The organism is Pseudomonas sp. SWRI68 (genome assembly GCF_014269165.1).
In the GTDB taxonomy this organism is placed as follows: domain Bacteria; phylum Pseudomonadota; class Gammaproteobacteria; order Pseudomonadales; family Pseudomonadaceae; genus Aquipseudomonas; species Aquipseudomonas capeferrum.
Genome location: NZ_JABWRU010000024.1, coordinates 15580 through 39222 on the forward strand (window position 1 = coordinate 15580; position 23643 = coordinate 39222).

The following is a 23643-nucleotide window of genomic DNA, read 5'->3' on the forward strand; positions in this document are numbered from 1 at the left end:
TCTAGATGATGGGTGCCGCGATCAGGGCTGACAGCGCCTAACGTGTGGTCTTGATCTCGGCGCCGGCTGCCTGCTCCGCCGCTGCCTGGGGCAAGGCGAACTCCGTCAGCCGGTGCACGGCGACCGCTACCCAGTCGCCCCCGAAACGTTCGTCTTCCAGCACCGACTTCAGCGCCAGGATCGGCACACAATGCCGTGCATCCCCTTGGACATAGAAAGCGGCCAGCCATTCGGGCAGCAGGTGATTTATCGCATCGTGGGTTTCGACAGTGAACATCAGTGCCAGCGTTCCGGGCATGGCCTTGACCTCTCGGCTGGGCAGCGCATCGGCCAGCCAGAATGCCACGTCGCCCAACTGGTTGGCCTGGATCGGCAACAAGGCAATCACTTTGCCGCCGTCGTGACTCACCACGATACCCGGCTCGAGGTTGATGGTGGGTGCACCGAAGCCCAGCGCCTCATGGCGAATGGGCAACGTCTTCAAAAAATGCTCCAGCAGCGTGTACATCTCGAATGCCGCCGGGATGTCTTTTTGAATGGCCGGGGTGCTCTTGGCCATCACGCTGACAAAGCCGCCGCCTGACTGCGCAAACACATTGCCACTGATGGCCTGCGCCACGAATGCTTCAAGTTCACCAAGTGAATACATGTTCAACTTCCCTGCACCGGGTCGACTAGACTGAACTTGAAGCGGCTTCAAGGTCAAAGTTACTGTCAACAGTGTGTGTATGTTTGCAGCCCAAACTTCAAGGAAGTATCAATGAGCCATCAGTTTCATTGCGCATTTCAAGCTGCCCCCGGTAACCCGGGTGGAGTACTGAATATCGGCCCGGCCTCGGTCAGTATCGACCTTGAGAACCTGCGCCTGTTTGCAGACGTGGTCGGGCAAATCGAAAAACGTCGTACGGCCGGCGAAACCCGGTCGGAAATCCTCGGCGAGTGGGCTGCTCGCGAAGGGATCGACTGGGCCCATATCGGCTTTCACCCCTGCCGTGAAAGCTACAGCCTGCGTTACAACGGGGTGGCCTGGGAATCGCCCGCCGACGCTACGATCGCGGCAGCTGCCGAGGCACGGTTATTCCTGGATAACATGCGCCTGCAGGCCTGATACAGGTGCGCGGCCCTCACTGACTTCATAGGAGGGCCTGGCGTCATTGGCCGTGGTCGAGAACTCGAATTCGACCCGGCGATTGGCGGCGCGGCCATTGGCTGTGTCGTTGGACGCAATATAGTCCCCCACCCGGCCTTGGGCACTGATCTTCGAGGCCTCCACGCCACGCCGAACCAGGTACATCTTCGCCGCTTCCGCTCTAAGCTGGGCAACGCGGCGATTCGCTTCCAGGGTGCCCACACTGTCGGTGTAGCCAAAGATCTTCACCTGCCGCGCGGCACGAGCAGAGCGCACCAACACGTCTTCATCGGCGGCGTTGGGGCGGAACCTTGAGTGGCCAAAGGCGAAGTTGAGCGTCATGTGGTTGATCGAGGCCTGGACCTGCTCCTGCCCCGCCCTGATGGCCAGCAATTCCTGGCGGCTGCCGTTGGCATCGGCCTCTGCAGCTGCCAGACGAACCCGCAGGCTCTGGATTTCCACACGCAGCGCGTTGATCGTCTGCTGCATCTGCGCAGTGTCGTCTACGGGGGGCGCCGTAGTTACATAAGACACCGGCGCGGCTGGGCTTTCAATCAATTCAAACCCCGCAAAAGCGTGTGGGGCAAGCGCCGCAGACACGACCGCCAATACCAACGGTAGCAATTTGCGCGGGGTGACAATCAGGGTGCTCATACATCTCTCCAGAACCGCAGGATCACGAAAACGATAAGCGACCAGGCATAGCCCAATAGCAGCGTCAGTGCGCCTGCCAGCAAGTACATGCGCAGCGGGTCGATAGTGTCCTGGCCAAGTGGCTTCAGGCCTGGCACCAAGGTGACGGGGAACCACGCAAACAGCAGCGCCACCAGCGGAACAAGCCACAGGCCCAGGCGCAGCCGACGGTGGTCAGCGCCGTGCGTCCACCAGGCGTACCAGCCCACGCTGAGCAGGTAGGCCGGCAGCAGAATCACGCTAAACAAAAGCACCGAGAACGACAGTGCCGCGGCGTAGAAGCGTGGCGAGCCTTCAGCCATTTCACCCATCATGGTCGCAGCGACCGCAATGACGAAGGCCAGCAGTGCCCCCAGCAACGGCACCAGCAAAAGCCACAAGGCCGCGCGGCGATCGCCCACCACCCTCAGGCCCGGCTCCACAGCAAGTGGCGGTAATGGGTAGGACATGCCTGAAAACTCCTTGTAAGGGCCAGCTGAACGGTGATGTTCAAGACAAGCGTCGCAGCATGCGGAGGCGATGCCGATCAGCCAGCGTTCAACGTCCTGTCAATTATCAAAATGGCCTGTTAGAAAAATGTTGCTCGTGATGGCGAGTATGAATTTGAGGCCATTTGCCGTCAAGGTGAAATCCTGAGGATGCACAGGCGTTCGCTTGACCGGCCGCAAGGCGTAGCGCACACTGCGGCCATGCAAAAAACGTTTTTCTAACAGGCTAAATTGATAGCACTTTGTCATCCAGAAGGATCTGCCGCATGAAAGCACTGCAACTCGCCGTACCGCTGCTGGTTTCGCTCGCCTGCTCTGGGGCGTACGCCGAGCAAGTCGACCAGCCCGAGGCCAACGCACGCCTGGCTCAGGTCTTGACCTGCCAACGCAACGTCTCGCCAGAAGAGTTCGAAGCACTGGTTAAAACAGCCAAGGGCAAAGCCATCGTGCAGGCCTCGGACTTGTCCGATGGCGAATACACGGTGCCGAACCCGCTGGACGTTTTCGGTCGCCCCGTCACCCGGCTTGCACTGCACCCAGGCTCCAATGGCGAAGGTGATTTCAACTCCTACTCCGGCGCATTCAGCGGCGAAAGCATCCAGACGGTGGCCAAGCTGGCCGGCGTCCCCAAGGACCCAATCGGCGACTACAAGAAAGAGGTCGGCAACCATGACCAGTGGCTGTATGTAGATTCAGGCAGCACCTACATCAGTTGCGCGTACGATGTGCGCACAGTGGCGAAAACCATCAAACGCACAGCGCGCGACGCCGCGGACGCCGTCAAACGGGCTACCCAGTAACGCCACGCCAACCGACATGCGCTGAATGGAGTCATGCCATGAGCTTCAGAACACTGGCTGCAAAGTTTCTGGAAACGGTCAAGGACGACCTGGGCATCCCTGCCCGGCTGCGCCGGGTCATTGCCGAGCAACCCGCCCTGCGCAGGCGGGTCGATGACACTGCAAGTGTCATCGCGTTATCGAGCGTGGTTCGCTGGCATGAATGGTCGCACCGCATCGGCTTCGGCCACGGTAGCGAAAGCAGCGGCGAAGTCAGAGGTTGGCGCTCGGCCAACGGCCGCTATCAGGGTGAGCACCGGCACATCCCCGCACTGGCCCGGCTCAGCAGGCGCGAGACGACAGCAGACTTCGCCTGCGACATCACCGACGTGTCCGGCCTGTCGGCGTCGAAGTCCGAACTGTATCGCTTCAACTCCATGCAGCAGATGGCAGAGCAGGCCTGCCAGGCATTCACCCAAGACCTGAGCCAGGAGGGCCTTGCGCAAAACCTGCGCTGGCCCGAGGTGCGCATTGTTCATGGCGGCTCCGACTTCATGGTCAGGCACGACTGGGATGATGGCTTGTACCTGGTCAACAGCGGCGGTTCGCACCACTTTGTCGCGGCCCAGCATATCGCCAGGCACCTGCAGCAACCCGTTGCCTTGCAAGGCCGCCTTGAGCGCTACGGCCTGGATGCCGATGCGGTGGCTCAGCTGAACGACGAATACGCCATCTACGCCGTTGCCAAGGACGCCTACTTCTCTGACGCGCTCGATGCCCTGCGCGACTTCAAGGCCACGCACTTCTGGGGCGATCTGCCACACCCTTATGACAATGGCCTGGCCATCTTCCTGCCCAAAGAGGAACCGCGCTCACGCAAGGTTGCCGAGGTCTTTGCCAGCGAAGGCTTTACCAACGTCGGCGAGATACTGGTGGAGCTGGCCTCGGAGAACGCAGCCGTGCAACGTCGCGACCGCCAGGACGAGATGCGCAAGCGCATTGAGGCCTTGCCTGGCCTGGAAGCAAAGGCTGGCGTGGCGCACGTGTTCGGCAAGCATGCAGCGGCGAGCCTGCGCCACGAACTGGCGACACAGGTGGACTGGCCAGCCGTGGAGCGAGCGACGCTGGAGGAAGCCTTTGGCGTGCATCGGCTCGACGCCCAGAGCGTGTTCGAGGGCCTTTGCCAGCACAGCCCAGGCGCTGTCTCCCCCCACTCCCAGAACACCCTGCGCGCTACCGTGGACGGCTATGCAGCCCTTCATGAGCGGCAACTGGACAGCCAGGCAACCCCAGATGCACCGAGCCCCGACTGAAGGCGGGGCTCGGACGTTTCGGCTCGAACAAGCAGTTGGGTGCAGTCGCTACGCTGAACAATACTGCTTGGCCATCTGGTGGATGCGTGCTGCTGCTTGCGCCTGGCCTTGAGCCTGTTCGCACGCCCAAAGCAGTGTCGCGGCGTCAGGCACGGCCTGCGCCCCGCTCGCCCGCTTCGACACGAACCACAACGCGCGCATGACAAACAGCGGGTCGCTGTCGAGGCGCTGATCACCCACTGCACGCAAATGGCCGACCAGCGCCTGAGTCGCCTTGACCAACCCGTTGCCCTGGCCAAACTGGGTCAAAGTGCCCAGCGCCTGCGGCGCCATGGAAGGGTGAATCGTCAGCGGTGTGCAGAGGTCGGAATCGAGTAAATCCCAGAACGTCACGCCATCCTTGCAGACCATCCCCACACGGCGGCCACCGGCCATGTCATCGACCTCGATAAAGGTGCCTGGCTGGTATTTGTGGATTTTCATCATGTAGCCCTTACGGATTGACTGACCGACCCACGTCGGTAACAGGTGCATTCTAAGCAAGCAGCCTGCAAAAAGCGTAACCGCATGCGCTTACCGACACCTGTTGTTGATGCAACGCAACGTCGAGCGCTTTCACGGCTCGGGGGCATCCCAGGTGACGGTACGCTCCAGTTCGCGCTCCGCAGAATAGGCAATCATCGCACGCGCCAATGGCTTGCCATCCGCGCCGGGTATCTCGCAGGCGTCCTTCAAGGTGCCTTCCGGTCGCTCGGCGATCCAGGTTGCAGCTTGCTTGAAGCCATCGTAGAGCATCCCTGCCTGCGCCGCCGGGTCTATATGCTGCAGGTCGATCGCGACCAGCACGCCGCGCGCACTGGCAAACGATGGCGCTTCATGCACAGCCTCCAGGGTGCCCACCACATTGCCGTTGGTGTCATGCAGCATGAACGGATCATCGATACCCAAGGGCGCTTTGGCAAGGGCGCCGATAGCCGCATCGGCAACAATGCGGCTGGCCTCGTATTCAAAACCCAGATCGGCAAATGCCGAGGAGCCTTCGGGGTCAATGCGTACCACGGCATAGTTGGCTGAAAAGGCCGGCTTGGGTACCGGAACCTCTTCAAGCGCCAACCTTTTGAGGTGTTCGACTTCGGGCTTGGAGCTTGCTAGCAACGACGAGAGTTCCGCCACTTGCTGCTGGGACTGAGCTGCCAATCGTGACGCGTGCTCAGCCTTGCGGGTCGCCAGCCTGTCCTTGATGTTGCTGCCGGCAGGGTTTTCAGGGGTGGCCGCGCTATTTTCAGCCTTCTCGTCCCACGCGAAGAATTTCTCACCTACCTTTCTGCCGATGCGCTGGACAAGCGGCTCGCCCAGCGAGTCATCGTTTTCAAAGATGACCTTGCGACCATTGACTTGCTGGCCGAACGGCTGGTCCTGCCGCCTGAACGGCAAGAGCGTACCGCGCTCGGTCGGGAAGGCTTGATTATTGACAAGCGTGAACGACCCATCGGCATTGCGCTTGAACGCCTCGTTGCCTTTGATCAGGCGAGAGTCGATCAACGCTTCCTGCAGCCGTTCGGGGTCTTTGATCAATGCATTGTACTGCTCGATACGTTTCAACTCTTCCGGCGGCATTGGCCCCATCTCGATGCCCGCCGACTTCAAGCGATCGTACATGAACGCCAGCGGGCCAGCGGCCAACAGATCATTACGGTAGCCGCCACCGACCTGGGAATGCGCGCCCGCGAACTTCACCTCTTCAATGCGCGAGTTGTCGTCATTACGCAGCGCACTGGTCAAAGGGAACGTTGAGCGATATTCATGCATCGCCACCAGATGCGTGGTCGACTTGACGTTTTTGCTTATCTCCAGATTTTTGTTCGGGTGGCTATCGGTAATGGGGATGCCATAGGAAGCAACGGTGTCGAATATGCCGAGCTTGTTAATCTCGGCCTGGCCCGGCGGGACAAGATACTCACGGGTGGGTTTCCAGTTGCTGTCGAGCCTTGGCACACCCCGGTCGATGATCTCGTTCGCCAACGCGCGGGCCTGCGCCGCACCACGGCTGAAGCCGATCACGTTGACATCGATATCGAGGTCCTGGTTTTTATTGCAAAAGGCGACGAAGGCGTCGTAGGCCTGCTCGATACGGTTCTGGCCACCCAAACCGGTTCCCCGTTCGAGCAACGCATTGGGCGTGCTCGACCTCTGGCTGCCCACGCCATCGAGGTAGATCTTCTCCGACTGCCCGGCGTATTGCGCCGGGTCGTACTTCAAGGGCACATGGTCGGAGTTGACAGCCAGATTGGTACCTTGCGCGGTATCCAGCTCGAAGAGCCGGGCTACATTGGTGTGGCTACCCGTGGGTTTATCATTATCTTTGCTATTAGCCGTACCATCCAGGTACACACTAAAGTACACAGATTTACTCATTTCATGTCCCTATGAACAACGACGGCTCAGGCTTCATTCAACTTGAGAATGTGGGCCTTTATTGCGTTACCCGCGCGCTCCATAAAATCTCCGTAGAACGCCTCACCCAGGTGGAGCAAGGGTGAGCCGTCCAAAGAATCTGCCGCCGCATCCAGCGCAATGACGCCGAATTGCTCCGCAATTATTTCGATACTGCGTGTGCGCATTTCTGGGTGGTCGTAGGGCTTCTGGTACCACGTGGCAATTTGGTACTGAATGTCATTTCGCTCGAATGCTGCATACAAATGCTCGGCTAACGCAATGACGGTTTCGCGGATCAGGCCGGGGTCGATAGCGCGCTCTTCGAGCAATGCTTCGACGGGGGCGTTGGCAACCGCGAGCAGGTCAGCAGTGGTGTAGCCTGGCATCGGCGGAAATACCCCAGGGGGTAGTTCTTCGTGGGGACCAGACGCTTGACGCGTGTTTTCGTCGTCGTGCATGGGATGCTCCTAGCGCGGCACTGTAGCCTGAATACTAACTACAGATATGGTGAAAATCAATTTTCTAACAGGCTATTTTGACAAAAAAAGACGCAGCGATCAGCTCGCCACCCTCACCTTGTCAAAGGCAAGCCCAGGGCCATCCTGCAAAGCTTGTACAGCAGCGCGGTACAACAGCGTCAGATCTTGCCTGGCTGCGAGCACCTCACCGTAGAAAACCGCCGCCACGAAGGGTGCCACCCGAAAGAAGTCAGGCAGCTCACCTTGAGGGCTGGCGTGCAGCGGAAAGATTGGGTTGGCAGGCGCAGCCAGCTCGAACTCATAGCCGAACCCGCCCAGCCCCGTACGCTCGGATAACGCCTGGGCAATGCACAACACGGCCACCAGGCCGATATCGGCTACATCGTCGGCATACAACTCCCCGCCATCGTAGAAGAACTGTTCACCACGCACGATGGCCTGATCAGCCAGCCCGGTAAGGAGCCGTCGAAGCTGGTCTTCCAGTGGATTATCAACCATGCGAAGCCTCTGCTCAGCGCGGCCTCAGCCGCGTATCAAGTTGCGCACACCCATTGCGCGTCACCGTCCAAGACAGCCAAGGGCGGGAATAATTCCCCGCCTGCCGGCTATCCGTGGGCAAATGGCCACCCGCTCGGAGCAAGGCGGCCTGCCTGCTTATCGATCTTCTTCGTGGCCGACATTGGAGCGGCCGGTAGCATAAGGCTCACCGGCACGCGATGTGCCGCGACCGGTCCACTGGCCATCGGCATCCTCCTGCGCAGTGCCGGCGGAGCGTTCGGTAGCTGTCGCTTGCCCGCCTTGGTGACTCGCCGAGGATGCCCCGGCAGCAAGCGTCGCGCCGCTGAACTGATGGTCCTTGGCCCCAGCGTCGCCTGCCCGCCCAGCGGAGGCTGCAGCCGGCTGCTGAGCACCGCCATCCGCGACGGACGCCGCACCACCTGGTGCAGCGCCGCTGGCGGCATAAGGCTGCCCGGCAGACGCCGTGGAGCGACCCGCCGACTGGCCAGCAGCACCAGCCTGCGCGTTGCTGCTGGCTCCGCCGGCAACGGCCCCGCGCCCGCCCTCGTTACTGGCCGAGGATGCCCCAGCAGCAAGCGTCGCGCCGCTGAACTGATGGTCCTTGACCCCAGCGTCGCCTGCCCGCCCGGCGGATGATGCAGCCGGTTGTTGATCGCCGCCACTTGCGCCGGTCGCCGCACCGCCCGGTGCAGCGCCGCTGGACGCATAAGGCTGCCCGGCAGACGCTGCCGAGCGACCCGCCGACTGGCCCGCACCGCCATCCTGCGCATTCAGGCCGGAGCCGTCGGCAGCTGCCGCTTGCCCACCTTCGTTACTGGCCGAGGACGCCCCGGCAGCAAGGGTCGCGCTGCTGAACTGATGGTCGCTGAGCCCGGAGTCATCCGCACCGCCGGCAGATGAGGCGGCTGATTCCTGATCGCTCCCCCCTCCGACAGGTGCTGCCCCGGCCGATAGCGATTCCTTGAACGCCTGGATACGTGCGTCAGCACCTTCGTGATACGCCGCCTTGCCTTCCGCACCAGCGGTCGAAAACGCTTGCTTGTAATCGGCCCCGGCGGCGCTCGCAGCAGACGCCAGACCGGCACCGGCCGTCAACGCGCCCGCCTTCACCCCATCACGCATGCGCCCACTAATAGAGCCTGCTTCCGAGCCGCGGAACGATTCCACGCCCGCACGGCCGGCAGACAGCGCAGCACTGCCGGCGCTGCGCATGGCCCTGCCTGTCGAAGCGGCCCCCCCCGCAACTGCCCGGCCAAGGGCAACACCGGCTGCATCACTGACTCGCTGGCCGTTCGTGCGGCTGTCACTCGGCGCACTGTCGCCGGTCGCATCCGACTCCCGCGATGCCGCCCCACCTGCGCCTTGGCCGTTTGCACTGAGCAGTGGCGTGCCGCCGCCTGAACCGCCGCCGCGAGGCCCACCCCCCTTGGGATCATTGGGCGAACCGCCATCAGGCGGTGGCAGCCTGCCCTGGGTGCCGCCACCCAGGCGCATGCCGGTACCACTGCCCTGAACGCTCGAGCCAACCCGGCTCATGCCGCCTCGCATATCAGCCACCGCACTGGTCTCACCCATGCTGCCGAGGCCCCCGCCGATCCAGCTGAGCACCTGGTCAGGCAGGGTCTGGGGCAAGCCGAAGATCATGTACAACACGGGCAACAACGTCAGCCCGAACACCATGAACCACCACGCGAAGGTCAGAAACTCCGAAATGATGCCCACATTGCCCGAGGAGGTCACCACCGCACCGCGCATGGCGAAAAAGCCCTGGGCTATGTAGTCGATCACCGGGTCGGACACCAACACCGCCGCGAACAAGCCAAGCACGGCCAGCGCCGGGCGAGCGAACAGCGACAGCAACAGCAGGTAGCCTTGCGTCTGCGAGCCCACGAACGTACGGTCCGGCGTCATGTGCATCACAGCCCAGAGCGGCGCCGCAATGATCGACTGCAACACAGCGAGCAACCAGCCAACGAAAACGATCATGAACAGCGTGTAGGGCAAGCTGGGGAGGAACACAGCAAAATAGAACGCCAGCGGCTCGATGTAGCTGGCCATCAACGCCAGTTGCTTGACCGGCACTTCCATCACCCAGTCCCACAGCGGGGTCACGACCTTGTCCAGGTCCAACCCGTTGCCCAAGCCTTTGACCGACGAAAGCGTACCCGCAAGCACCCTCACCGCTGTTCCCGCACTTTTGATGGCGACATCGGCCACCAGAATGCCGGCGCGAGCTACGACCAGGTAATCACCCACGCACTTCATGCGGTTGAGCGAGCCACCCATCTGCCCCGCCGTTCCGCAGAGCGGCGTCTGCCCATTGCTGCCCGCCCCCGTGGCGATCTCCACCACGTTCAGCATCACGCCGTTGACGAACGACGACATCTTCGCATCCATGTCGGCGCGCAAGGTGCTGACACTGATATCGCTGCCGGGGTCCTTGGGGATCAGGCTCGCGATGTCTTCGGGCTTGGCCGAGGTCGAAGATTTGTAGCTGGTTTTCTCTTCTGCCTTTTTGTCGATTGCCTCAGTGACCGTTGTCACGCTGTTGGCCAGCAAAAAGAACCGGGCATCGCCAGGCAGTGCACCCAGGGAGGGCGCACTGACCGCACCCACCGGCTCGGCAAGCACGCCTGCAATTTGCCCGCGGACCATGCCTACACGCTGGAACCACCCCCCGGCTGCCGCCCAACCATCATTGGTAAGCGTCTTCAGGAAGTCGTCGAGGCCCCCGTTGACACCCGACGCCTGGTTGGTGACCTGGGCGACGATATCGGTCGCCACCTTCTGCTCCCACTTGTTCACAATGACGTTGAACTGGCCGGAGTCGACTTGATCCCAGCCCGTATCATTGATGGTGGCTGGCCACTGCCGCACCCAGTCATCCAGCTCTTTCATCATGTTGATGGCTGCTGCACGCTTGATGCCCTGAACCTGCACGCGCATCTGCTCCAAGGCTTGGGCAGTGGCGTCCGTCTTCGTCTGCGCCTGGTATTCGGCCACTTTCACAGAGCCGCAAAACGCGGAGCCGCCCGCCAGGTTGGTAACCTTGTTGCGGTCTTTCAGGTCGAAAACCCATTCCTTGCGGCCATCCACAATGGTGAATTTGTCTTCGGTCCTGTTCTTTTTCGCGCCAACTTCAGGGAGTGCACCTGAGGCGGTGTTGTCGGCATAGATCGAGTTGGCCGCCGTCGCGCAGTAAGACCCCGCCAGGTAGCCGCGGGCAAAATCGCGCAGCCCATAGAAGTTGCCGGGGGAGTTCACCCCTTCGACAACACCGTTTGGGGACAGAACCCCCATGGCCATGCCCGCTTTATAGGTGCCGTTGGCAAAACCAACGCCCCACAAGGCGAACATCAGCACGATGAGCTGAATGAAAGAAAAGCCACTGGTTGTCGGCAGCAACACGGCGCCACCTGCCACGATCCGTACCGGCGTCCACAGCGAGGACCAGCTCTTGCCCATCGCCTCACCGTCGTTGGCGGTGTTGGTCACGCCCATCACCGCTACGTACGAGACGATCAGCGAGCCGATGATCAGGATCCCGCTGTTGAAGAAGCCGAACATCGTCGCAAGGATATTCGCGCTTGCCTCAACCGTATTGGGGTCGGTGCCTTTGACCAATGCATCGATGACCGGGCCGAATATCCGGCCTAGCATCTTGACCGATTGGTCGGTGCAGGCGCTTGGATCGCTGCACGGAGAGAACGGCATCTGAGCCATTGTGAATACCTACCTGAATCGAATTGCGGACGGATTATCTGAATCGTTCGCGACGAATTCCCCTTGGAGTGCTCCGTCGTCCTTGAGATGAGCTGTCGTGCAGCCGCGTAAGCGAAGGCCTAAACGGGCATGCGTTCTAGCTTGAGCCATGGTTCCACCCTGTGAGCCGTAATCCTGCGGATAGCTAAGGTCGGGCAATCTTAAACCAGACATCACAGAATTATCAAAAAAATGTTACGAAAGAAAACTAACAAAACGATTTCAGAACGCGTGCGCTGCTGAAAATCGGCGATCTGACACGCCACCCAAGCTTGCCAGCTCACCACAGTAAAACCTATAAAAACAGGCTATAAACAAGCTTAAATCCATGAAAAATCATGAATACTGCTTGAAATGCACATACTGCCCCTGGGGTTAAATCGACCTCCATTCGCATACTCGACCCGTTCTCGAATGATCCATGAAATGGCGAAATTTCATCTTCAATTAGGCTTTCACATGGCTGCAAAACCGCTAAAAAAGTAGATTGCTCTTACGCAGCCCCACCAGGCACGCAAACGCAACAACAGGCGAAAACGCCCGTATCACTGGGGTTTCAGCGCCTAGCTTGAAAATGGGCGGTTTTTTTCGCGCTCAACCCGCCTCGGCACATCCGGCCATGGTGGGGGATACTATAAAACACTGAAAAAAGCGTTTGACTCGACTCGCTCACAAGAAATAAAACAGTAAAAATGCTATGGTCACTCATGGCAGACGCACCCAGGTCTGCGAGGGAGCACCCACAGCACGTCGCAAAGCCGCAATCGACGCTTCGCATCAGCCGATGCGACTGGCGTACGGTGAGCCGCGCAGGGAAGCTGACGTTGCTGGATGCCGACTGATTCGGGCACGTTCAAGCCCTGTGAAAAACGACGGACATAGATGCAGCTATCAATACGTGATGCCAGCCGATTCGTGATCGGCGCCGGGTTAATGCGCCAGAAAGCCATCGAGGCCTCGGGCAACCCGGCAATTAGTTTTGAGAACGTAGCGCAAGCCGCACTGCGCGAAGGCCCCGACGGCCAGAAAATCCGGCAAACCATCGACACGCTGGCTGACCAGGAATCGGCCTGGCTGCGCAATACGCCGCCTCACACCCTGAACTCCGATCGGGTCATGCAGAGCCGGGCAGCCGAAATCAGCGCATTCACAGCCATCCACCGCGCCGTGATCAGCACCGTGGCCTTCGACGCGGCCCCACAAGCCGAAAAAGGCGCCGCCGAAACCGAACTTCGCCAATCGCTGCTGCATGTACTCGAAGCGATCGACAACACGCCCGGCTCACGGGCCGACCGTGAAGGGCTGCTGAGCAATCTGCGCGATCAGGTGGTTGCGGTAGCGGGCGACGGCGACTTCATGAAGCGCGCGCTGCGCGACAGTGAACAGGCGTACCTGGCCGCCGACCTGGACAAAACATTTGCCCGTTACGCCAATCCATCGCTGTCACGCAGCGAGGGCCTCGACGACTACAGCATGTAAGGACGCACGCCATGCCGAGCGCACAGGATTTCCAGAGCTTCACAGCCTCCGTATTCCCCTCTCAAGCGGCGGAGATCGTCATTGACAAGCAGCCTGTTCTGGCCGATTACGGCCGAGAGCTGCGCAGCGCCATCAACCAGCTCCCACCCGAAGCGACCCGAACGCTGCTCAGCGAGTATGGCGGCGCGACTGCGCAGGTCGTCACCTCGATCGAGGACGCCATTCTGCTGCGCGAGTTTGCGCACGAGCGTGCCGCTCAACAGGCGGACCTCAGCCAGGAATGGCTGAACGCCGCAGACAGGCACGGCCCCGGCATCAATGAGGCAGCGGTGGCGGCTGACGATACATGGAACATGGCGCCATGACCGCCCTCGGCATCTGAGTGGCGCAGCAAACGCAGGCAAGTACCCCGCAGCATGGAAGATGATGGGCAACCACCTCCACACTGCGGGACTGGGCTTGCCGGCGATCAACTGCGCAGCAAGCCCACAGGCAGCTAGCGTGCAGCCGCCGAGAACTGCCGGGAGTGGTCCTTGCAGCCCATCGATGCCACCGTGAAGCGCACTTCATAACGCGAATAGTCGCCAGCTGAAATGTTCGAAGGCCGAGGGCCTTTATCGACGGCCTTGCTGTACCCAAGCACCGCCTCACAGGCAATCAACTCACCGATCTGGGTGTTGAGCTCTGCCACTCGCTTGCGCATGCCCTGCGCGAAGCCAGCATCGTCCAGCACCACCGGCGTGCGCTCGGGCGTGGTGACCAAGTCTGCATACTGCCCATCGGCAGCACCCATGAAGCTCACGCGAATGGAGATGTTGCCGTTGCGATCAACGCGCGGATACCCGGCAAAACGGACCTTGAACTGGTTGATCGGCGCTAGCTGGCTGACGGTTCGGCCGGCCACTCTTTCCCAGTAGGCATTGGACGGGTTGGCAGGGTCATAGGCAGGCACGCCCCTGTCGTACGGCTTGCCCGCCATGCGCAGTTGCTCCTGGCGCAAGAAATAGCCGTCGCGGCAGGTTTTGCTGATTTTTGCATCCATGAGCTGGCCCGACTTCGCGCTGTACAGCATGGCTGCGGCACATTCGAAGTCGTATTGCCCGTTCAGGTACAGGTACTCGCCACTGTTGAGGGGGCTCAGGCTGTAGTTGAGATCCAGCCCACCACTGCCCGCGCCACCTGCGATCCCGGTCACGACGCCAGTAGGCATCAACGAGGCCAGGGAATTGGCGGCCTCATCGGAAAAGCGAATCTTGGTAGTCCCGTCCGGCATCTTCTCGGTGGTTACACAGCCCGCCATGGCCACAGCGGCCAGAATAGGCAGGATGAGTGTGCACTTGGTCATGCTCGTATCCTTACTTGTGAATTCTGCTTGAGCGCGATCAGAAGAACCGCCCCATGTCTTGCTGCTGAACTTTCGCCTGCTGGGTCTGCTGCAGTTGCTGCACCACATCACCTGGGCGCATCTCGACAGGCTCGCCACAAGGCTCACCCACATCGATCACGTAGCCGTCACGCACATTCACATGCACGAACCGAACGAACTTGGCGCGCGCCATGAGCGCACGCTTGCTGCTCTCATCAACAAAAATGCCGAGCGACAAGGGCGGCATGCGGGCATCCATGAAGCTGACGCCTTCGACCGACAGGTACAGGCGATCGGAGACGTAAGCGGCCTGGAAAGGCATGTGAGCAGCCCAGGCCGCCTCGAATGGCTGAACACCCACATACAGGGTGTCGCCCTCCAGCGCAAAACTGAAACGCCCACTTTGCATGGGCGAAAGCAACATCACGCGCTCATGCCGGGGATGACGCAGCACTTCGTCCCGCTTGAAGTTCGCCGTCCAACGCAGAAAGTTGGCGTAGGCCACCACTTGCCTGGCAGCCCGCGTTACCCGTGCCCGCTCTTCTGCGCTGATTGCCGGCCCCACATCCTTTTGGCCCTGGATACCCATCTGCATCAGTCCTCGTGCTTTTTGCGTTTTTCCAGCATGCCGAAGAAGTCATCAAGGATCTTGTTCAACATCTTCTGCGGCGTGTGGCCGAAGTTTTTCGCATGTTCGGAAACGCGCTCATGGTTGTCATTGCGCAAGGTGTAAGAGTTTGACGGGTCCTTTTTCCGATTGCGGAAGGAAATAAGCCCCGACCGGCGCGCCATCGACATCATGCGCTCGTAATCCGTGTGCGAAATGTTGAACTTCTTGCGGATATCGACCTTGGTCAGCCGCTCATCCGCCTTCATCAACCGCACACTTTCCAGCATCAGGTTATGCAACTGGTTCAACCGCACCAGGTGGTTGAAGCCACTGTCGATCTGCCCACGCTCTACTGCACCGCGATCGGTGTCGGGGCGGGCCAACCCGCTCGAAAGGTTCTTCAGCACGACTTCATCGGACAGATCGAGCGGGTTTCGGTTCTTCTTCGTTTCTTTAAAGTCGGGCGACTCGCCGCTCAGATAGTACACCGAGCCTTGTTTGGCGATTTCCACTTCCAGGAAAGAACACGCCACCATGAAAATGTCTTCGGTGCAGAGCTTGCGCGAGACGCCTTGCTGAATGGCTTCGCGGCTCAGCGCCTCACCCGCGGCGCGCATGGCGGCGTGGGTATGCTTGGTCCGCTGAATGTCCTGGACCATGTTGAAATACGACTTCAACGGCAGCACCTTGTCAGACAAGTTGACCAAGGGGTGCAACTCTTTGACGGTATCTGCCAGTACATCCGGCGAGGGGACCAGCAGCGACCTCAGGCCTTGGGCAAGGGATAATAATTTAGCCCCGTCTTTTACTTCATTCGCTGGTCGCATATACGTACCTAAAGGTTCTCCAATCCAAAATAGTCTTCACGTGCTGGCGGGCGCAGAACCCCGCTCAAGCAGAACAGCAGACGAAGGCTTCACGAGCATCGCCTGCTTATCTCCAATCCTGGAAAAGATCCTCCTTCGGCACCTGCATAGCAGCGAAGATGGGAGCAATTGAGATCATTGCGGTGCCAGGCATCCGAGGTCTCCGCCCTGCCCTGGGTCAAGCCCCATGGACTGCAGCGTCTGCTTGGTCAGCTCGACCTGCGCCTTGATCGACTCGGGATCGTTCGCCATCTGCTGCGCGACAGCATTTTCAATCGGCGACTGACTGGAAGCAAGATGTGACAGAGTCGACAATACGGCAATGACCAGAACCGGCGGCACGACCCACGCCAATACCGCCTTGCGCCGGCGTGACCGGGCCTGGCGCTCTGCGTCGCTGGCGGCCTGCTCGCGCAGCGCCTTGCGTGACGGCTGGGGCGCTGCAGCGTGGTACTGCGCACTCGCCACAGCCGGCTGCAAGGTCTCCGGCTGCACGCTAACCTTTTGCGCTTCTTCACGCTGGAAGTAGTCGTTCAGGGCCTCGTTCAAACATTCCGAAAGCGCCTGGCGCACCTGATAGGCAACCAGTGCCGGGTCGATGTGGGTGAGCGCGCCCTTGCGATCCGCCTCGGCATGGAACACCAACTGCAGGGCAGCCAGCTCGTAGCTCGACAACACGTCGGCATCATCCTGGATCGCCAGGCTGACACTTCCCGTCAGCATGCGCCGGTGCCCATCGTCTTCAGCGGCGTCCAGCCCTGCCACCACCAGGGACAGCTGCTTGAACGCCTTGGGGATGCGCACGGTGCGGGTAGCCCGCAGCGCGTCATGTGGGCTCTGGCTGTCAAACACCACCAACAAGTGCTCGGCCGAGCCGAAGAGGCGGATGCTGGGGTCGAATTCGAAGTTCGGGGCTTTGGCTTTCATGTACTTTGCTCCTTAAAGTTTTCCAAAGATGTCTTCAAGCACGACGGCCTGCGAAAGGCCCGTCATCATCCTTGGCTTCCCTGTGCGGTGGTCGACGAAGAAGGCAGCCGGGACACCCGCTTGCTCCTTGCCGTTGTTTTCGAATGCTGCGTACAGAAACGCCAGGTTGGTGCTCAGCTGCTCCACCGTCTCCGGCGAAGGCTCGGAGCGAATCTGTTCGTGTTTGCCGAGCACCCGCTCAAGCGTGCGCTGGTCCTTGGCCTGCAGGATCGTGGCAGCAAGCGGCACGCCATCTGCCGGGTTGCCCAGCGCAGCCGACGGGATCCACTTGATGGTGTGGCCCTTTGCCGCGTAAGCCCTTGTTAAGTTGTACGCCTCGCGACAATACGGGCAGCGTGGGTCGATGATGATGTAGACGGTATCGCCGATACTGCCATCGCCTTCCTTGACGCCCGCCAGCGAGTCAACCGTCTTCATCGACTCAGGTACCGCGCCCTGGTATTTACCGTCCATGGCTGCAGCTTCCCGCACGTTCGTGGCTTCAACCGGCGACATCTGCGGCGCGGCCGGTGCAGCGGCTACGGGCGGGCTTGCCGGGCGAGTGTTGTTCAGCTGGGCCACACCCGGCAGGAAGGCGTCGGATATGTTCGCGCCTGTTTCAGCATTCCAGGCCACCCCGGTGAACAGCACCGAGGAATCCGGCGTGCTGAACAGCACCACTTGGTGGCCGTTCTTTTCCACGGTCCAGGCAGTCAAGCCGCCCAGGCCGACAGGGCGGGCGTTGACGATGCGGCCGTAGCGCGATACCCGCTGCGCAGTCAGGTCATCGAGTGGCTGTTGCGCAGGGTTTGCCGCAACGGCACCTTGAGCGGTGATGAAGGAAGAGAGGTCTGCCGTTTGAGCAGGGTCGGCATGGGCGGCTGAAACCCCCGCCGCAAGCGCCGCCAACACGGCTACAGGTCTTGCAATCACACCTTTCATGGCTCGATGTCCTTATTAATAATCCAATACGACCGCATTCTAACAAAAAAGTAGAACTTGGCACCAAAAAAACAAAAAAGGGCCATCTTTAAAGAGGGCCCTTTAGTGGTGCCGATACGCTCAAGACCGCAGCGTCAGGGCGCACCCTCAGCAAGTGCTGCCGCCTGGGCCGCAGCATGTTTCTCTTGTTGCACTGCCTCGTAGCGCTTCTTGTCGGCATCCAGGTACTTGTACGCCGACATGGCTTGCTCAAGGCCGTTAACCGCCTTGTCGAGCTGAGGCTCTGCCAGCGACATACCCGCTTTGCACTCGTAAAGAAAGTGCGACAGGATCCCCGGCGCCTCCGGGAAGCCCGCCTGGCGCCCGATGGTCTGCAGGGCGTACCACATGTCCCGATCAAAGAAACGCAACCAGCGCATCTCGGCCGGTGGCAATACCCCCAGGCGCCGCGCCTGGAAGAACATGGCGAAAATGATGGTTCTGACAAACGCATGGGCGTGCAGGATCGCGCTTGCGTTAGGGTGCTTGATGTACTTCTGAATGATCGCCCGCGGCACTTCCAGTGGCACTTCAGGTTTCAACCACGCATAAGGGTCGGGCGCGCCCTGCCCCTTGCTGCCCTTGCCCGAAGGCGCTTTGAACTGGTCCCAGCACCAGGCAATCATGTAATCACTGTCGGCCATGGCCGCCTTGAAGGCGGCGTCGTCCAGGGCAGCATCCGTGGCAACCACACGAGGGAGCGCGATGGCCACCAGCAGGGTTTCGGCAGGGGTCAGGTTACCCACCCGGGTCCAGTGCTGGCCCAACTGACGACGCATCACCTCGGTGGCTTTTTCACGATCCAGGGTCGGCGCCCAGCTGCGGTCCGCCTGCTCTGCCCACCCGCTGATCAGCAGGTGCTCATAGGCAAACTGGCGGGATGTCTGCGACATGCCGAATACCGGATGATCAAGCGGCTGAGCAATCAGGTCGAGTTCCGCGAACATACGCAGGTGCGGGTACTGCGCCTTGCTCTCTTGCACATAACTCTTGATGTTGTGCGTCTTGGTGAATTTGAGTTTGGGGTGGGTCTTGTTGATGCGGATGAACATGCGCACCGACAGCACCACCATCACCACAAGCAGGAACCCGTTCACCACCAGGGAAGACGAGGTGATTTCACTCCATGCCACCGTCGAAAAATCGCGCTGGCAGGCGCCGACAATACCGTCCGGCGCACACATCCGCCCGACCCATTGGTTGATCGAAGCAATACCCGGAAGCGCCGCGAATTCGCCCGCAACGCTCAACAGCCAGAGCTCCACGTAACGGATGTAGACATATACAGTCGCAATCTTGTCATGGGCGAAAGACCACGCGCCCCAGCCCCCCAGGTACAGCACCAGAATGATGCCGATGAGCACGGCGGGGTCATCCCAGGTAAAGCTTCTTTGCCCACCGCCTTGCTGTTTCATTCAACGCCTCCCTGGGCCAAAAATGCCTTCACACCCGCAACGCCGCCACGCCATGTGCCGGCCCTGTGCAGCGTGCTTTCTACCTGACCAGCTCTTTGAGAATGTTGTGCGTGGTGCGCACCCGCCCAACCAGGAAAACCCCGGCCTGGCGAAACACCGCGCGCACGGTCATTTTTTTCACGACTTCGATGTAGACCAGGCCGAACGTCATGCACAGCGCCAACGGCAGGAGAAACTTCCACAACGCTGGCACCAGCAGCAACATCAACCAAGGCAAGGCGGCGCTTGCGTTGATGACGAAAAAGCGTGCCGGTGGCGCGCTTCTGCTCCAGTGGTACCGTCCCTTTGCCATAACCCCTCCAAAATCTCGTTTGCAATGCCATTACAGGGCGCTTCCCGCTCAACCGTGCCGCAGATCGCGGGCGGTCGACTCGCTGATCAAACCTGCTGCCAGCAGGCGATCTGCTTCAGCAGCAAAGGTATGCCCTTCCTCACGCACGAATTCGGCGACCCGCTGGGTCACACGGCCCATGTCGGTCAAGTCCATCAAGGTGTCGCGCACCTGCTCGGTGAACCGCAGCCAGGAACGGGCCGCCGTACGCTTGCCATCCACCGTGGGCACGAGCTTCTGCGCCATCATGAACCGGCTGGTATCGACCAGGTCGTAAATCGCGGTCGCCCGCTCCTGTTCGGGGAAGCGGGAGATCATCCTGCGCATGATCGCCGCGACATCCTTGGCGTGAACCGTGCCGAACACCGGGTGGCCTGTCAGCGACAGCTCGACCGCCGCCCGAATGGTTTCCTGGTCACGCAATTCACCGATCACACACAGACCGGGCGCACGCCGCATGGCCTCGCGGTTGGCCCTGTAGAAGTCTTTGAAGTGCGTAGGGATCTGCGACTGCACGAAAATCGAATGCTTGCTCTGAATCTTTTCGTACGTAAATTCGATGGGCTCTTCGTGGCTGATCAGGTTGCCCTTGATCGGCGTGTCATTTTCAAGAATGAAGCGGTTGATGGCGGCAAAGGTGGTGGTCTTGCCATGACCGGTCGCCCCCGCGATATACACGATGCCGTCACGCGGCGTGGCCATCCTCACGATGTCTTCGCTCAGGCCTACGTCCTGAATCCGCGGTGGGTCGTCGGGGATCGCCCGGATGACGATCTGGCAGGACGTATCGCCATGGCAGGCAATGGGCGAGGCGTTGACCCGGTAGGCATAACGCAGCCGAGCACCGCGGGCATCCTTGCGCTGCGGGTCGAACAACTCGTAGCGCTCGTTGACCGCAGTACCGGACACGATATCGGTGGTGGCTGTGTCGCGGTTGGCGGACATCTTGAGCAGCTCGTTGACCTCCCCGACATCCAGCGCACGGCGGGTGACCGCATACAGACGGCCGTACTTCTTCACCACGACCGGCAATGCGGGCTGAATGAAGATGTCGCTGACGCCATGGCTCAGCGTTTCCAGCATCATCGCCTTGAACTGCTCGGCACGGTCGAAGCGAAAGGGGTCTTCATAACTGGTCAGCCGTTCCAGGCGCTCGATCATCGCACCGGGTTCCAGCATCATCACGTCATCGTGAAAGTCCTGCTTCATTGCGGCCCGCCTTCACTGCCCGAAGGCTGGGTGCGCAGCTCACCACCACCGGGCACGGCAAATGCCTTGGCCGCACCGGGCTGGCTGGAAACACCAGGCGCCGGTGCCGGGCTGGGTGCACGCGGTGCCGGCGGCCTGCGCACAGGGTCGGCTGCGGTCGACGTTGCAATCGAACTGCGCCATACATTCATGTTGTCGTTGAACTGCGGCAACGCGGTGATGCGCAGCAGGGTCTCGTCCACCGCCATGGTCTGCCCCTCTTTGGTGACAGGGATCGCGGCACCGGAAATGATCGGCATCGTGATCTGGCCGTGGCGGGCGAACGTGCTGAAACGGCGCATGCCATCGATGTCGCGGTTCATCCGGTCGAAACCATAGGTCAGCATCAGGTTGGCCTGCTCGACGCCTTGCTTCCAACCGTCACGGACGGCCAGTTTCCACACGCGTTCTTCTTCGTCCGAGCGTGGCATCAGCGCCGACACCAGGGACGTGCGGTCCATGGCGGGCAGCGGGAAGCTCAGGTACTCGCGCCAGCTTGGCGGGACCGACGAAAAGCGTGCCTGCGACTCGATCTTGTAGGACGCGCCCGAAAGGCGAAGCGTGTAGTCACCGTCCTGGTTGTACAGATCGCGCGCCTCGGTGATCACCGGCGGCACCACACGGTCCTGGATCATCAGGTTGCTGAAGTCGTAGACCGTATCGAACTCACGCTCGCGCTCCTTCAGTGCCTTGTTGATGTTGGTCAGCTGCCACGCCAGGCCAGCCTTTACCCCCACCTGCAATGCCGCATCGAGAATGGCCTCGCCGCGGGCCGCCGAGGCCTGGTTCTTCTCGTCACGCATGGCTTCCACGGCCGACCTGGCATCACCGGCGTCACCCTGCTGCTGAACATAAGCCGGCTTGTCGTAAAGGCGCTCAGCGTCTTCGAGGGTCATCGGGGGCATGTCCATCGCCATGTTCAGCCCCTCCCCAAAGCCAGCGGTACAGGCTTGTAGATCAGGCGCAGCGTGTTGGTGCTCTTGTCGAGTACCACATCGGCGCCGGTGTCGATCTGCACGCCCACATCCTTGAGCACGTTAATGGGCGTGGCTTTACGCACCCAGATGTTGATCGGCTTGAGGTCCACGCGCTTGCCGCTTTCGACATAGGCATAGCCATAGCGGCTGGCGAACGTCTGCAACAGCTCCTGGGGCTTGCCGATGAAGTCGATATCCACCTGGTCGGTGTCGACCGCAGCCTGCCTGGAGGCCGCTTTGACGCGGTCGGCCGTCAGCGACGAAACATAGTTGTGCTGCGAGTTGACCGCCACGGCCACCTTGTCCGCGATGATGCGGCTGGCAAAGGCCTCGGTGTCATCGGTGGTCGGTTTGGCAGAGCTTGCGCACCCACCCAGCACAAACAGCGCAAGCAGCATGCCCCCAGCCTTGCAGCCGCCGCGTGCACCCATGAGCATTCCTTTCATGTAAAAACTCCTGAAGTTGTCATTCTGATCGACCCGGCGTGCCCTACGCTCAAGCGCTTCGGGCACTGGCGGTGGCCTGTTCTACTGGTAGCTCACCACGTACTGGGCGTGGCGCTGCTGTTCGAGGTACTTGCCCCATTTCACCGCGAGCGGAATCAGGCCTTTCTTGTAGATGTCGTTGAATTTTTTGGTACGGGAATGGTAATTGGCAGCGCGGGTCCAGAAATCCTGACCGTTTCTTTCGTCGAGCTTCTGACGCAGCAGCCATGCTGCCAATTCCGCGTTGTAACAGCCCCGCCAGGCGACATCGGACTTGGTGATTGCCGGGTATGAGGCGAACACGCCTTTCGGGCCCCAATGGGTGGTGTTGATCTGGAAGTGGCCAAGGTCGAAAGTGCCGTTGCTGTTCGAGACACTCTGCCCGTTCTTGCCACTTTCCTTGCTGGAAATGGCCAGCAGCACATTGGCAGGTACGCCCTGGCGCTGGGCTGCCTGAACGACACATTCGATGTCCGCCGGCCGCACGGCATAAAAGTCGTCCGCCTGGGCCAGCGCGGGCCACAGCGTCAACGGGACGACTACGCGGTACAACCACTTGCCGGCCATGCTCAGATGATCCACTTCTGGTGCTGGAACCAGAACCAGAATGCCCCTTCGACGAACAACTGCCCTGTCGAAACCTGCCAGCAGCGGTAGGACTTCTTCATGCCGAAGACCCACAGCGCGAAGCCGATCGACAGCCAGTTCAGGGCCACCATCACGCCCGCGCCGGTTGCGAGCATGTAGATAAACCCGAGGATGGCGACAACGCTGGCGATGAAAAACGCCCTGGAATGCAACCGGTGGTTGCGAGCGATGCGGTCGATCTCATCGCGCTCGATGGTCGTCAGCTGTTCTTTGACCCGCTCGTTGCGATAGCGCGCGGCGTGGTCCCGGACCTTCTTGACGTCATCCTCTTCGAACAACGCAAAGTCGCAGTTGTTGCAGCCCCAGCTGTGCAGTACGCGGATCTTGCCCTTGGGGCTTTGTTCAAGCTCCTGGTGATCGCCTTCGGCCTTGAGCAGCACACCCCGCTCGCACTCTGGGCAGGCGGGGCTGAAATTCGACTGCCACAGCGACTTGATGTGCTGGTTGCCCATGCGCAGCTGGTTTACGCCCAACGCCGCCATCGGCATTTTGATGAACGCGTACTTCGCTACTTTCTTCCCTGTGCTGAACAGCCCCATCGCCTCACCATAGCATGCAGAAATTCTAGTTTCTGATTATCTGTCAGATTTATATCGTCGTCAATTTATGACAC

General features: G+C 60.6%; 25 protein-coding genes. 5 read left to right on the forward strand and 20 right to left on the reverse strand.

Annotated elements, in window-relative coordinates; translation table 11 throughout:
* Window positions 1-37: 37 nt before the first annotated feature.
* Window positions 38-649 carry a hypothetical protein gene (locus HU770_RS23660; protein WP_095063815.1) on the reverse strand — a complete coding sequence of 204 codons (612 nt, stop codon included), beginning with the start codon at window positions 647-649 and terminating at the stop codon, window positions 38-40.
* 111 nt (window positions 650-760) lie between these two features.
* Here HU770_RS23660 and HU770_RS23665 point away from each other — a divergent pair, with 111 nt between their 5' ends.
* Entirely contained in the window at window positions 761-1108 is a 348-nt protein-coding gene (locus HU770_RS23665) for a hypothetical protein (protein WP_095063816.1), read from the forward strand.
* Here the strand turns inward: HU770_RS23665 and HU770_RS23670 are convergent.
* Window positions 1076-1783 carry an OmpA family protein gene (locus tag HU770_RS23670; RefSeq protein ID WP_186665798.1) on the reverse strand — a complete coding sequence of 236 codons (708 nt, stop codon included), beginning with the start codon at window positions 1781-1783 and terminating at the stop codon, window positions 1076-1078. The genes HU770_RS23665 and HU770_RS23670 overlap by 33 nt on opposite strands.
* On the reverse strand, window positions 1780-2271 hold the full coding sequence (locus tag HU770_RS23675) for a hypothetical protein (protein ID WP_095063818.1): 492 nt from the start codon (window positions 2269-2271) through the stop codon (window positions 1780-1782). Before HU770_RS23675 ends, HU770_RS23670 begins: the two co-directional genes overlap by 4 nt.
* Before the next feature lie 305 nt (window positions 2272-2576).
* Here HU770_RS23675 and HU770_RS23680 point away from each other — a divergent pair, with 305 nt between their 5' ends.
* The gene (locus tag HU770_RS23680; RefSeq protein ID WP_186665800.1) at window positions 2577-3110 is read left to right on the forward strand and encodes a hypothetical protein; all 534 of its coding nucleotides are present in this window, start codon (window positions 2577-2579) and stop codon (window positions 3108-3110) included.
* A gap of 38 nt (window positions 3111-3148) precedes the next feature.
* The gene (locus tag HU770_RS23685) at window positions 3149-4402 is read left to right on the forward strand and encodes a DUF6685 family protein (RefSeq protein ID WP_186665802.1); all 1254 of its coding nucleotides are present in this window, start codon (window positions 3149-3151) and stop codon (window positions 4400-4402) included.
* Between the two features lie 48 nt (window positions 4403-4450).
* Here HU770_RS23685 and HU770_RS23690 read toward each other — a convergent pair whose 3' ends face one another.
* From HU770_RS23690 to HU770_RS23710, 5 genes are all read right to left on the reverse strand, one after another.
* Window positions 4451-4885 (reverse strand): hypothetical protein, encoded by a 435-nt coding sequence (locus tag HU770_RS23690; protein WP_227696463.1) that lies wholly within the window; start codon window positions 4883-4885, stop codon window positions 4451-4453.
* 132 nt (window positions 4886-5017) lie between these two features.
* Window positions 5018-6817, reverse strand: a complete 1800-nt coding sequence (locus tag HU770_RS23695) for a DUF2235 domain-containing protein (RefSeq protein ID WP_186665806.1) — start codon at window positions 6815-6817, stop codon at window positions 5018-5020.
* Window positions 6818-6843: 26 nt separating this feature from the next.
* Entirely contained in the window at window positions 6844-7296 is a 453-nt protein-coding gene (locus HU770_RS23700) for a hypothetical protein (protein ID WP_186652621.1), read from the reverse strand.
* A 99-nt stretch (window positions 7297-7395) separates the two neighbouring features.
* On the reverse strand, window positions 7396-7815 hold the full coding sequence (locus HU770_RS23705) for a hypothetical protein (protein ID WP_095063824.1): 420 nt from the start codon (window positions 7813-7815) through the stop codon (window positions 7396-7398).
* 156 nt (window positions 7816-7971) lie between these two features.
* A complete protein-coding gene (locus tag HU770_RS23710; RefSeq protein ID WP_238347548.1) occupies window positions 7972-11559 on the reverse strand; it encodes a DotA/TraY family protein in 3588 nt (1195 codons plus the stop codon).
* Between the two features lie 972 nt (window positions 11560-12531).
* Between HU770_RS23710 and HU770_RS23715 the strand changes: the two genes are divergently transcribed.
* Window positions 12532-13077, forward strand: a complete 546-nt coding sequence (locus HU770_RS23715; RefSeq protein ID WP_238347547.1) for a hypothetical protein — start codon at window positions 12532-12534, stop codon at window positions 13075-13077.
* Window positions 13078-13088: 11 nt separating this feature from the next.
* Window positions 13089-13442, forward strand: a complete 354-nt coding sequence (locus tag HU770_RS23720) for a hypothetical protein (RefSeq protein WP_095063826.1) — start codon at window positions 13089-13091, stop codon at window positions 13440-13442.
* Between the two features lie 131 nt (window positions 13443-13573).
* Here HU770_RS23720 and HU770_RS23725 read toward each other — a convergent pair whose 3' ends face one another.
* The 12 genes from HU770_RS23725 to HU770_RS23780 all read right to left on the reverse strand — a co-directional run bounded on the left by HU770_RS23725 (window position 13574) and on the right by HU770_RS23780 (window position 23569).
* Entirely contained in the window at window positions 13574-14422 is an 849-nt protein-coding gene (locus tag HU770_RS23725) for a hypothetical protein (RefSeq protein ID WP_186665808.1), read from the reverse strand.
* A 37-nt stretch (window positions 14423-14459) separates the two neighbouring features.
* Window positions 14460-15038: a hypothetical protein gene (locus HU770_RS23730; RefSeq protein ID WP_238347546.1), complete on the reverse strand. Its 579-nt coding sequence runs from the start codon at window positions 15036-15038 to the stop codon at window positions 14460-14462.
* The gene (locus tag HU770_RS23735; RefSeq protein WP_095063828.1) at window positions 15038-15880 is read right to left on the reverse strand and encodes a hypothetical protein; all 843 of its coding nucleotides are present in this window, start codon (window positions 15878-15880) and stop codon (window positions 15038-15040) included. Before HU770_RS23735 ends, HU770_RS23730 begins: the two co-directional genes overlap by 1 nt.
* A gap of 174 nt (window positions 15881-16054) precedes the next feature.
* Complete coding sequence (locus HU770_RS23740) at window positions 16055-16846, reverse strand: hypothetical protein (RefSeq protein ID WP_186652624.1); 792 nt, start codon at window positions 16844-16846, stop codon at window positions 16055-16057.
* Between the two features lie 12 nt (window positions 16847-16858).
* The gene (locus tag HU770_RS23745) at window positions 16859-17827 is read right to left on the reverse strand and encodes a hypothetical protein (RefSeq protein WP_186665810.1); all 969 of its coding nucleotides are present in this window, start codon (window positions 17825-17827) and stop codon (window positions 16859-16861) included.
* A gap of 134 nt (window positions 17828-17961) precedes the next feature.
* Complete coding sequence (locus HU770_RS23750) at window positions 17962-19281, reverse strand: type IV secretion protein (RefSeq protein WP_186652626.1); 1320 nt, start codon at window positions 19279-19281, stop codon at window positions 17962-17964.
* Window positions 19282-19360: 79 nt separating this feature from the next.
* The gene (locus tag HU770_RS23755) at window positions 19361-19633 is read right to left on the reverse strand and encodes a hypothetical protein (protein ID WP_095063832.1); all 273 of its coding nucleotides are present in this window, start codon (window positions 19631-19633) and stop codon (window positions 19361-19363) included.
* Window positions 19634-19681: 48 nt separating this feature from the next.
* Window positions 19682-20881 (reverse strand): ATPase, T2SS/T4P/T4SS family, encoded by a 1200-nt coding sequence (locus tag HU770_RS23760; RefSeq protein WP_186665817.1) that lies wholly within the window; start codon window positions 20879-20881, stop codon window positions 19682-19684.
* The gene (locus HU770_RS23765; RefSeq protein WP_227696468.1) at window positions 20878-21825 is read right to left on the reverse strand and encodes a type IV secretory system conjugative DNA transfer family protein; all 948 of its coding nucleotides are present in this window, start codon (window positions 21823-21825) and stop codon (window positions 20878-20880) included. Before HU770_RS23765 ends, HU770_RS23760 begins: the two co-directional genes overlap by 4 nt.
* Window positions 21826-21839: 14 nt before the next feature.
* A complete protein-coding gene (locus HU770_RS23770) occupies window positions 21840-22343 on the reverse strand; it encodes a DotD/TraH family lipoprotein (protein ID WP_238338538.1) in 504 nt (167 codons plus the stop codon).
* 81 nt (window positions 22344-22424) lie between these two features.
* Window positions 22425-22949, reverse strand: a complete 525-nt coding sequence (locus HU770_RS23775; RefSeq protein ID WP_227696470.1) for a transglycosylase SLT domain-containing protein — start codon at window positions 22947-22949, stop codon at window positions 22425-22427.
* A 2-nt stretch (window positions 22950-22951) separates the two neighbouring features.
* On the reverse strand, window positions 22952-23569 hold the full coding sequence (locus tag HU770_RS23780) for a hypothetical protein (RefSeq protein ID WP_095063835.1): 618 nt from the start codon (window positions 23567-23569) through the stop codon (window positions 22952-22954).
* Between the last annotated feature and the right edge of the window lie 74 nt (window positions 23570-23643).

Excerpts from the sequence above, each read along its gene's own strand:
- HU770_RS23660 (WP_095063815.1), bottom strand. The coding sequence starts at position 649 with ATGTATTCACTTGGTGAACTTGAAGCATTCGTGGCGCAGGCCATCAGT.
- HU770_RS23665 (WP_095063816.1), top strand. The coding sequence starts at position 761 with ATGAGCCATCAGTTTCATTGCGCATTTCAAGCTGCCCCCGGTAACCCG.
- HU770_RS23670 (WP_186665798.1), bottom strand. The coding sequence starts at position 1,783 with ATGAGCACCCTGATTGTCACCCCGCGCAAATTGCTACCGTTGGTATTG.
- HU770_RS23675 (WP_095063818.1), bottom strand. The coding sequence starts at position 2,271 with ATGTCCTACCCATTACCGCCACTTGCTGTGGAGCCGGGCCTGAGGGTG.
- HU770_RS23680 (WP_186665800.1), top strand. The coding sequence starts at position 2,577 with ATGAAAGCACTGCAACTCGCCGTACCGCTGCTGGTTTCGCTCGCCTGC.
- HU770_RS23685 (WP_186665802.1), top strand. The coding sequence starts at position 3,149 with ATGAGCTTCAGAACACTGGCTGCAAAGTTTCTGGAAACGGTCAAGGAC.
- HU770_RS23690 (WP_227696463.1), bottom strand. The coding sequence starts at position 4,885 with ATGAAAATCCACAAATACCAGCCAGGCACCTTTATCGAGGTCGATGAC.
- HU770_RS23695 (WP_186665806.1), bottom strand. The coding sequence starts at position 6,817 with ATGAGTAAATCTGTGTACTTTAGTGTGTACCTGGATGGTACGGCTAAT.
- HU770_RS23700 (WP_186652621.1), bottom strand. The coding sequence starts at position 7,296 with ATGCACGACGACGAAAACACGCGTCAAGCGTCTGGTCCCCACGAAGAA.
- HU770_RS23705 (WP_095063824.1), bottom strand. The coding sequence starts at position 7,815 with ATGGTTGATAATCCACTGGAAGACCAGCTTCGACGGCTCCTTACCGGG.
- HU770_RS23710 (WP_238347548.1), bottom strand. The coding sequence starts at position 11,559 with ATGGCTCAGATGCCGTTCTCTCCGTGCAGCGATCCAAGCGCCTGCACC.
- HU770_RS23715 (WP_238347547.1), top strand. The coding sequence starts at position 12,532 with ATGCGCCAGAAAGCCATCGAGGCCTCGGGCAACCCGGCAATTAGTTTT.
- HU770_RS23720 (WP_095063826.1), top strand. The coding sequence starts at position 13,089 with ATGCCGAGCGCACAGGATTTCCAGAGCTTCACAGCCTCCGTATTCCCC.
- HU770_RS23725 (WP_186665808.1), bottom strand. The coding sequence starts at position 14,422 with ATGACCAAGTGCACACTCATCCTGCCTATTCTGGCCGCTGTGGCCATG.
- HU770_RS23730 (WP_238347546.1), bottom strand. The coding sequence starts at position 15,038 with ATGCAGATGGGTATCCAGGGCCAAAAGGATGTGGGGCCGGCAATCAGC.
- HU770_RS23735 (WP_095063828.1), bottom strand. The coding sequence starts at position 15,880 with ATGCGACCAGCGAATGAAGTAAAAGACGGGGCTAAATTATTATCCCTT.
- HU770_RS23740 (WP_186652624.1), bottom strand. The coding sequence starts at position 16,846 with ATGAAAGCCAAAGCCCCGAACTTCGAATTCGACCCCAGCATCCGCCTC.
- HU770_RS23745 (WP_186665810.1), bottom strand. The coding sequence starts at position 17,827 with ATGAAAGGTGTGATTGCAAGACCTGTAGCCGTGTTGGCGGCGCTTGCG.
- HU770_RS23750 (WP_186652626.1), bottom strand. The coding sequence starts at position 19,281 with ATGAAACAGCAAGGCGGTGGGCAAAGAAGCTTTACCTGGGATGACCCC.
- HU770_RS23755 (WP_095063832.1), bottom strand. The coding sequence starts at position 19,633 with ATGGCAAAGGGACGGTACCACTGGAGCAGAAGCGCGCCACCGGCACGC.
- HU770_RS23760 (WP_186665817.1), bottom strand. The coding sequence starts at position 20,881 with ATGAAGCAGGACTTTCACGATGACGTGATGATGCTGGAACCCGGTGCG.
- HU770_RS23765 (WP_227696468.1), bottom strand. The coding sequence starts at position 21,825 with ATGCCCCCGATGACCCTCGAAGACGCTGAGCGCCTTTACGACAAGCCG.
- HU770_RS23770 (WP_238338538.1), bottom strand. The coding sequence starts at position 22,343 with ATGAAAGGAATGCTCATGGGTGCACGCGGCGGCTGCAAGGCTGGGGGC.
- HU770_RS23775 (WP_227696470.1), bottom strand. The coding sequence starts at position 22,949 with ATGGCCGGCAAGTGGTTGTACCGCGTAGTCGTCCCGTTGACGCTGTGG.
- HU770_RS23780 (WP_095063835.1), bottom strand. The coding sequence starts at position 23,569 with ATGGGGCTGTTCAGCACAGGGAAGAAAGTAGCGAAGTACGCGTTCATC.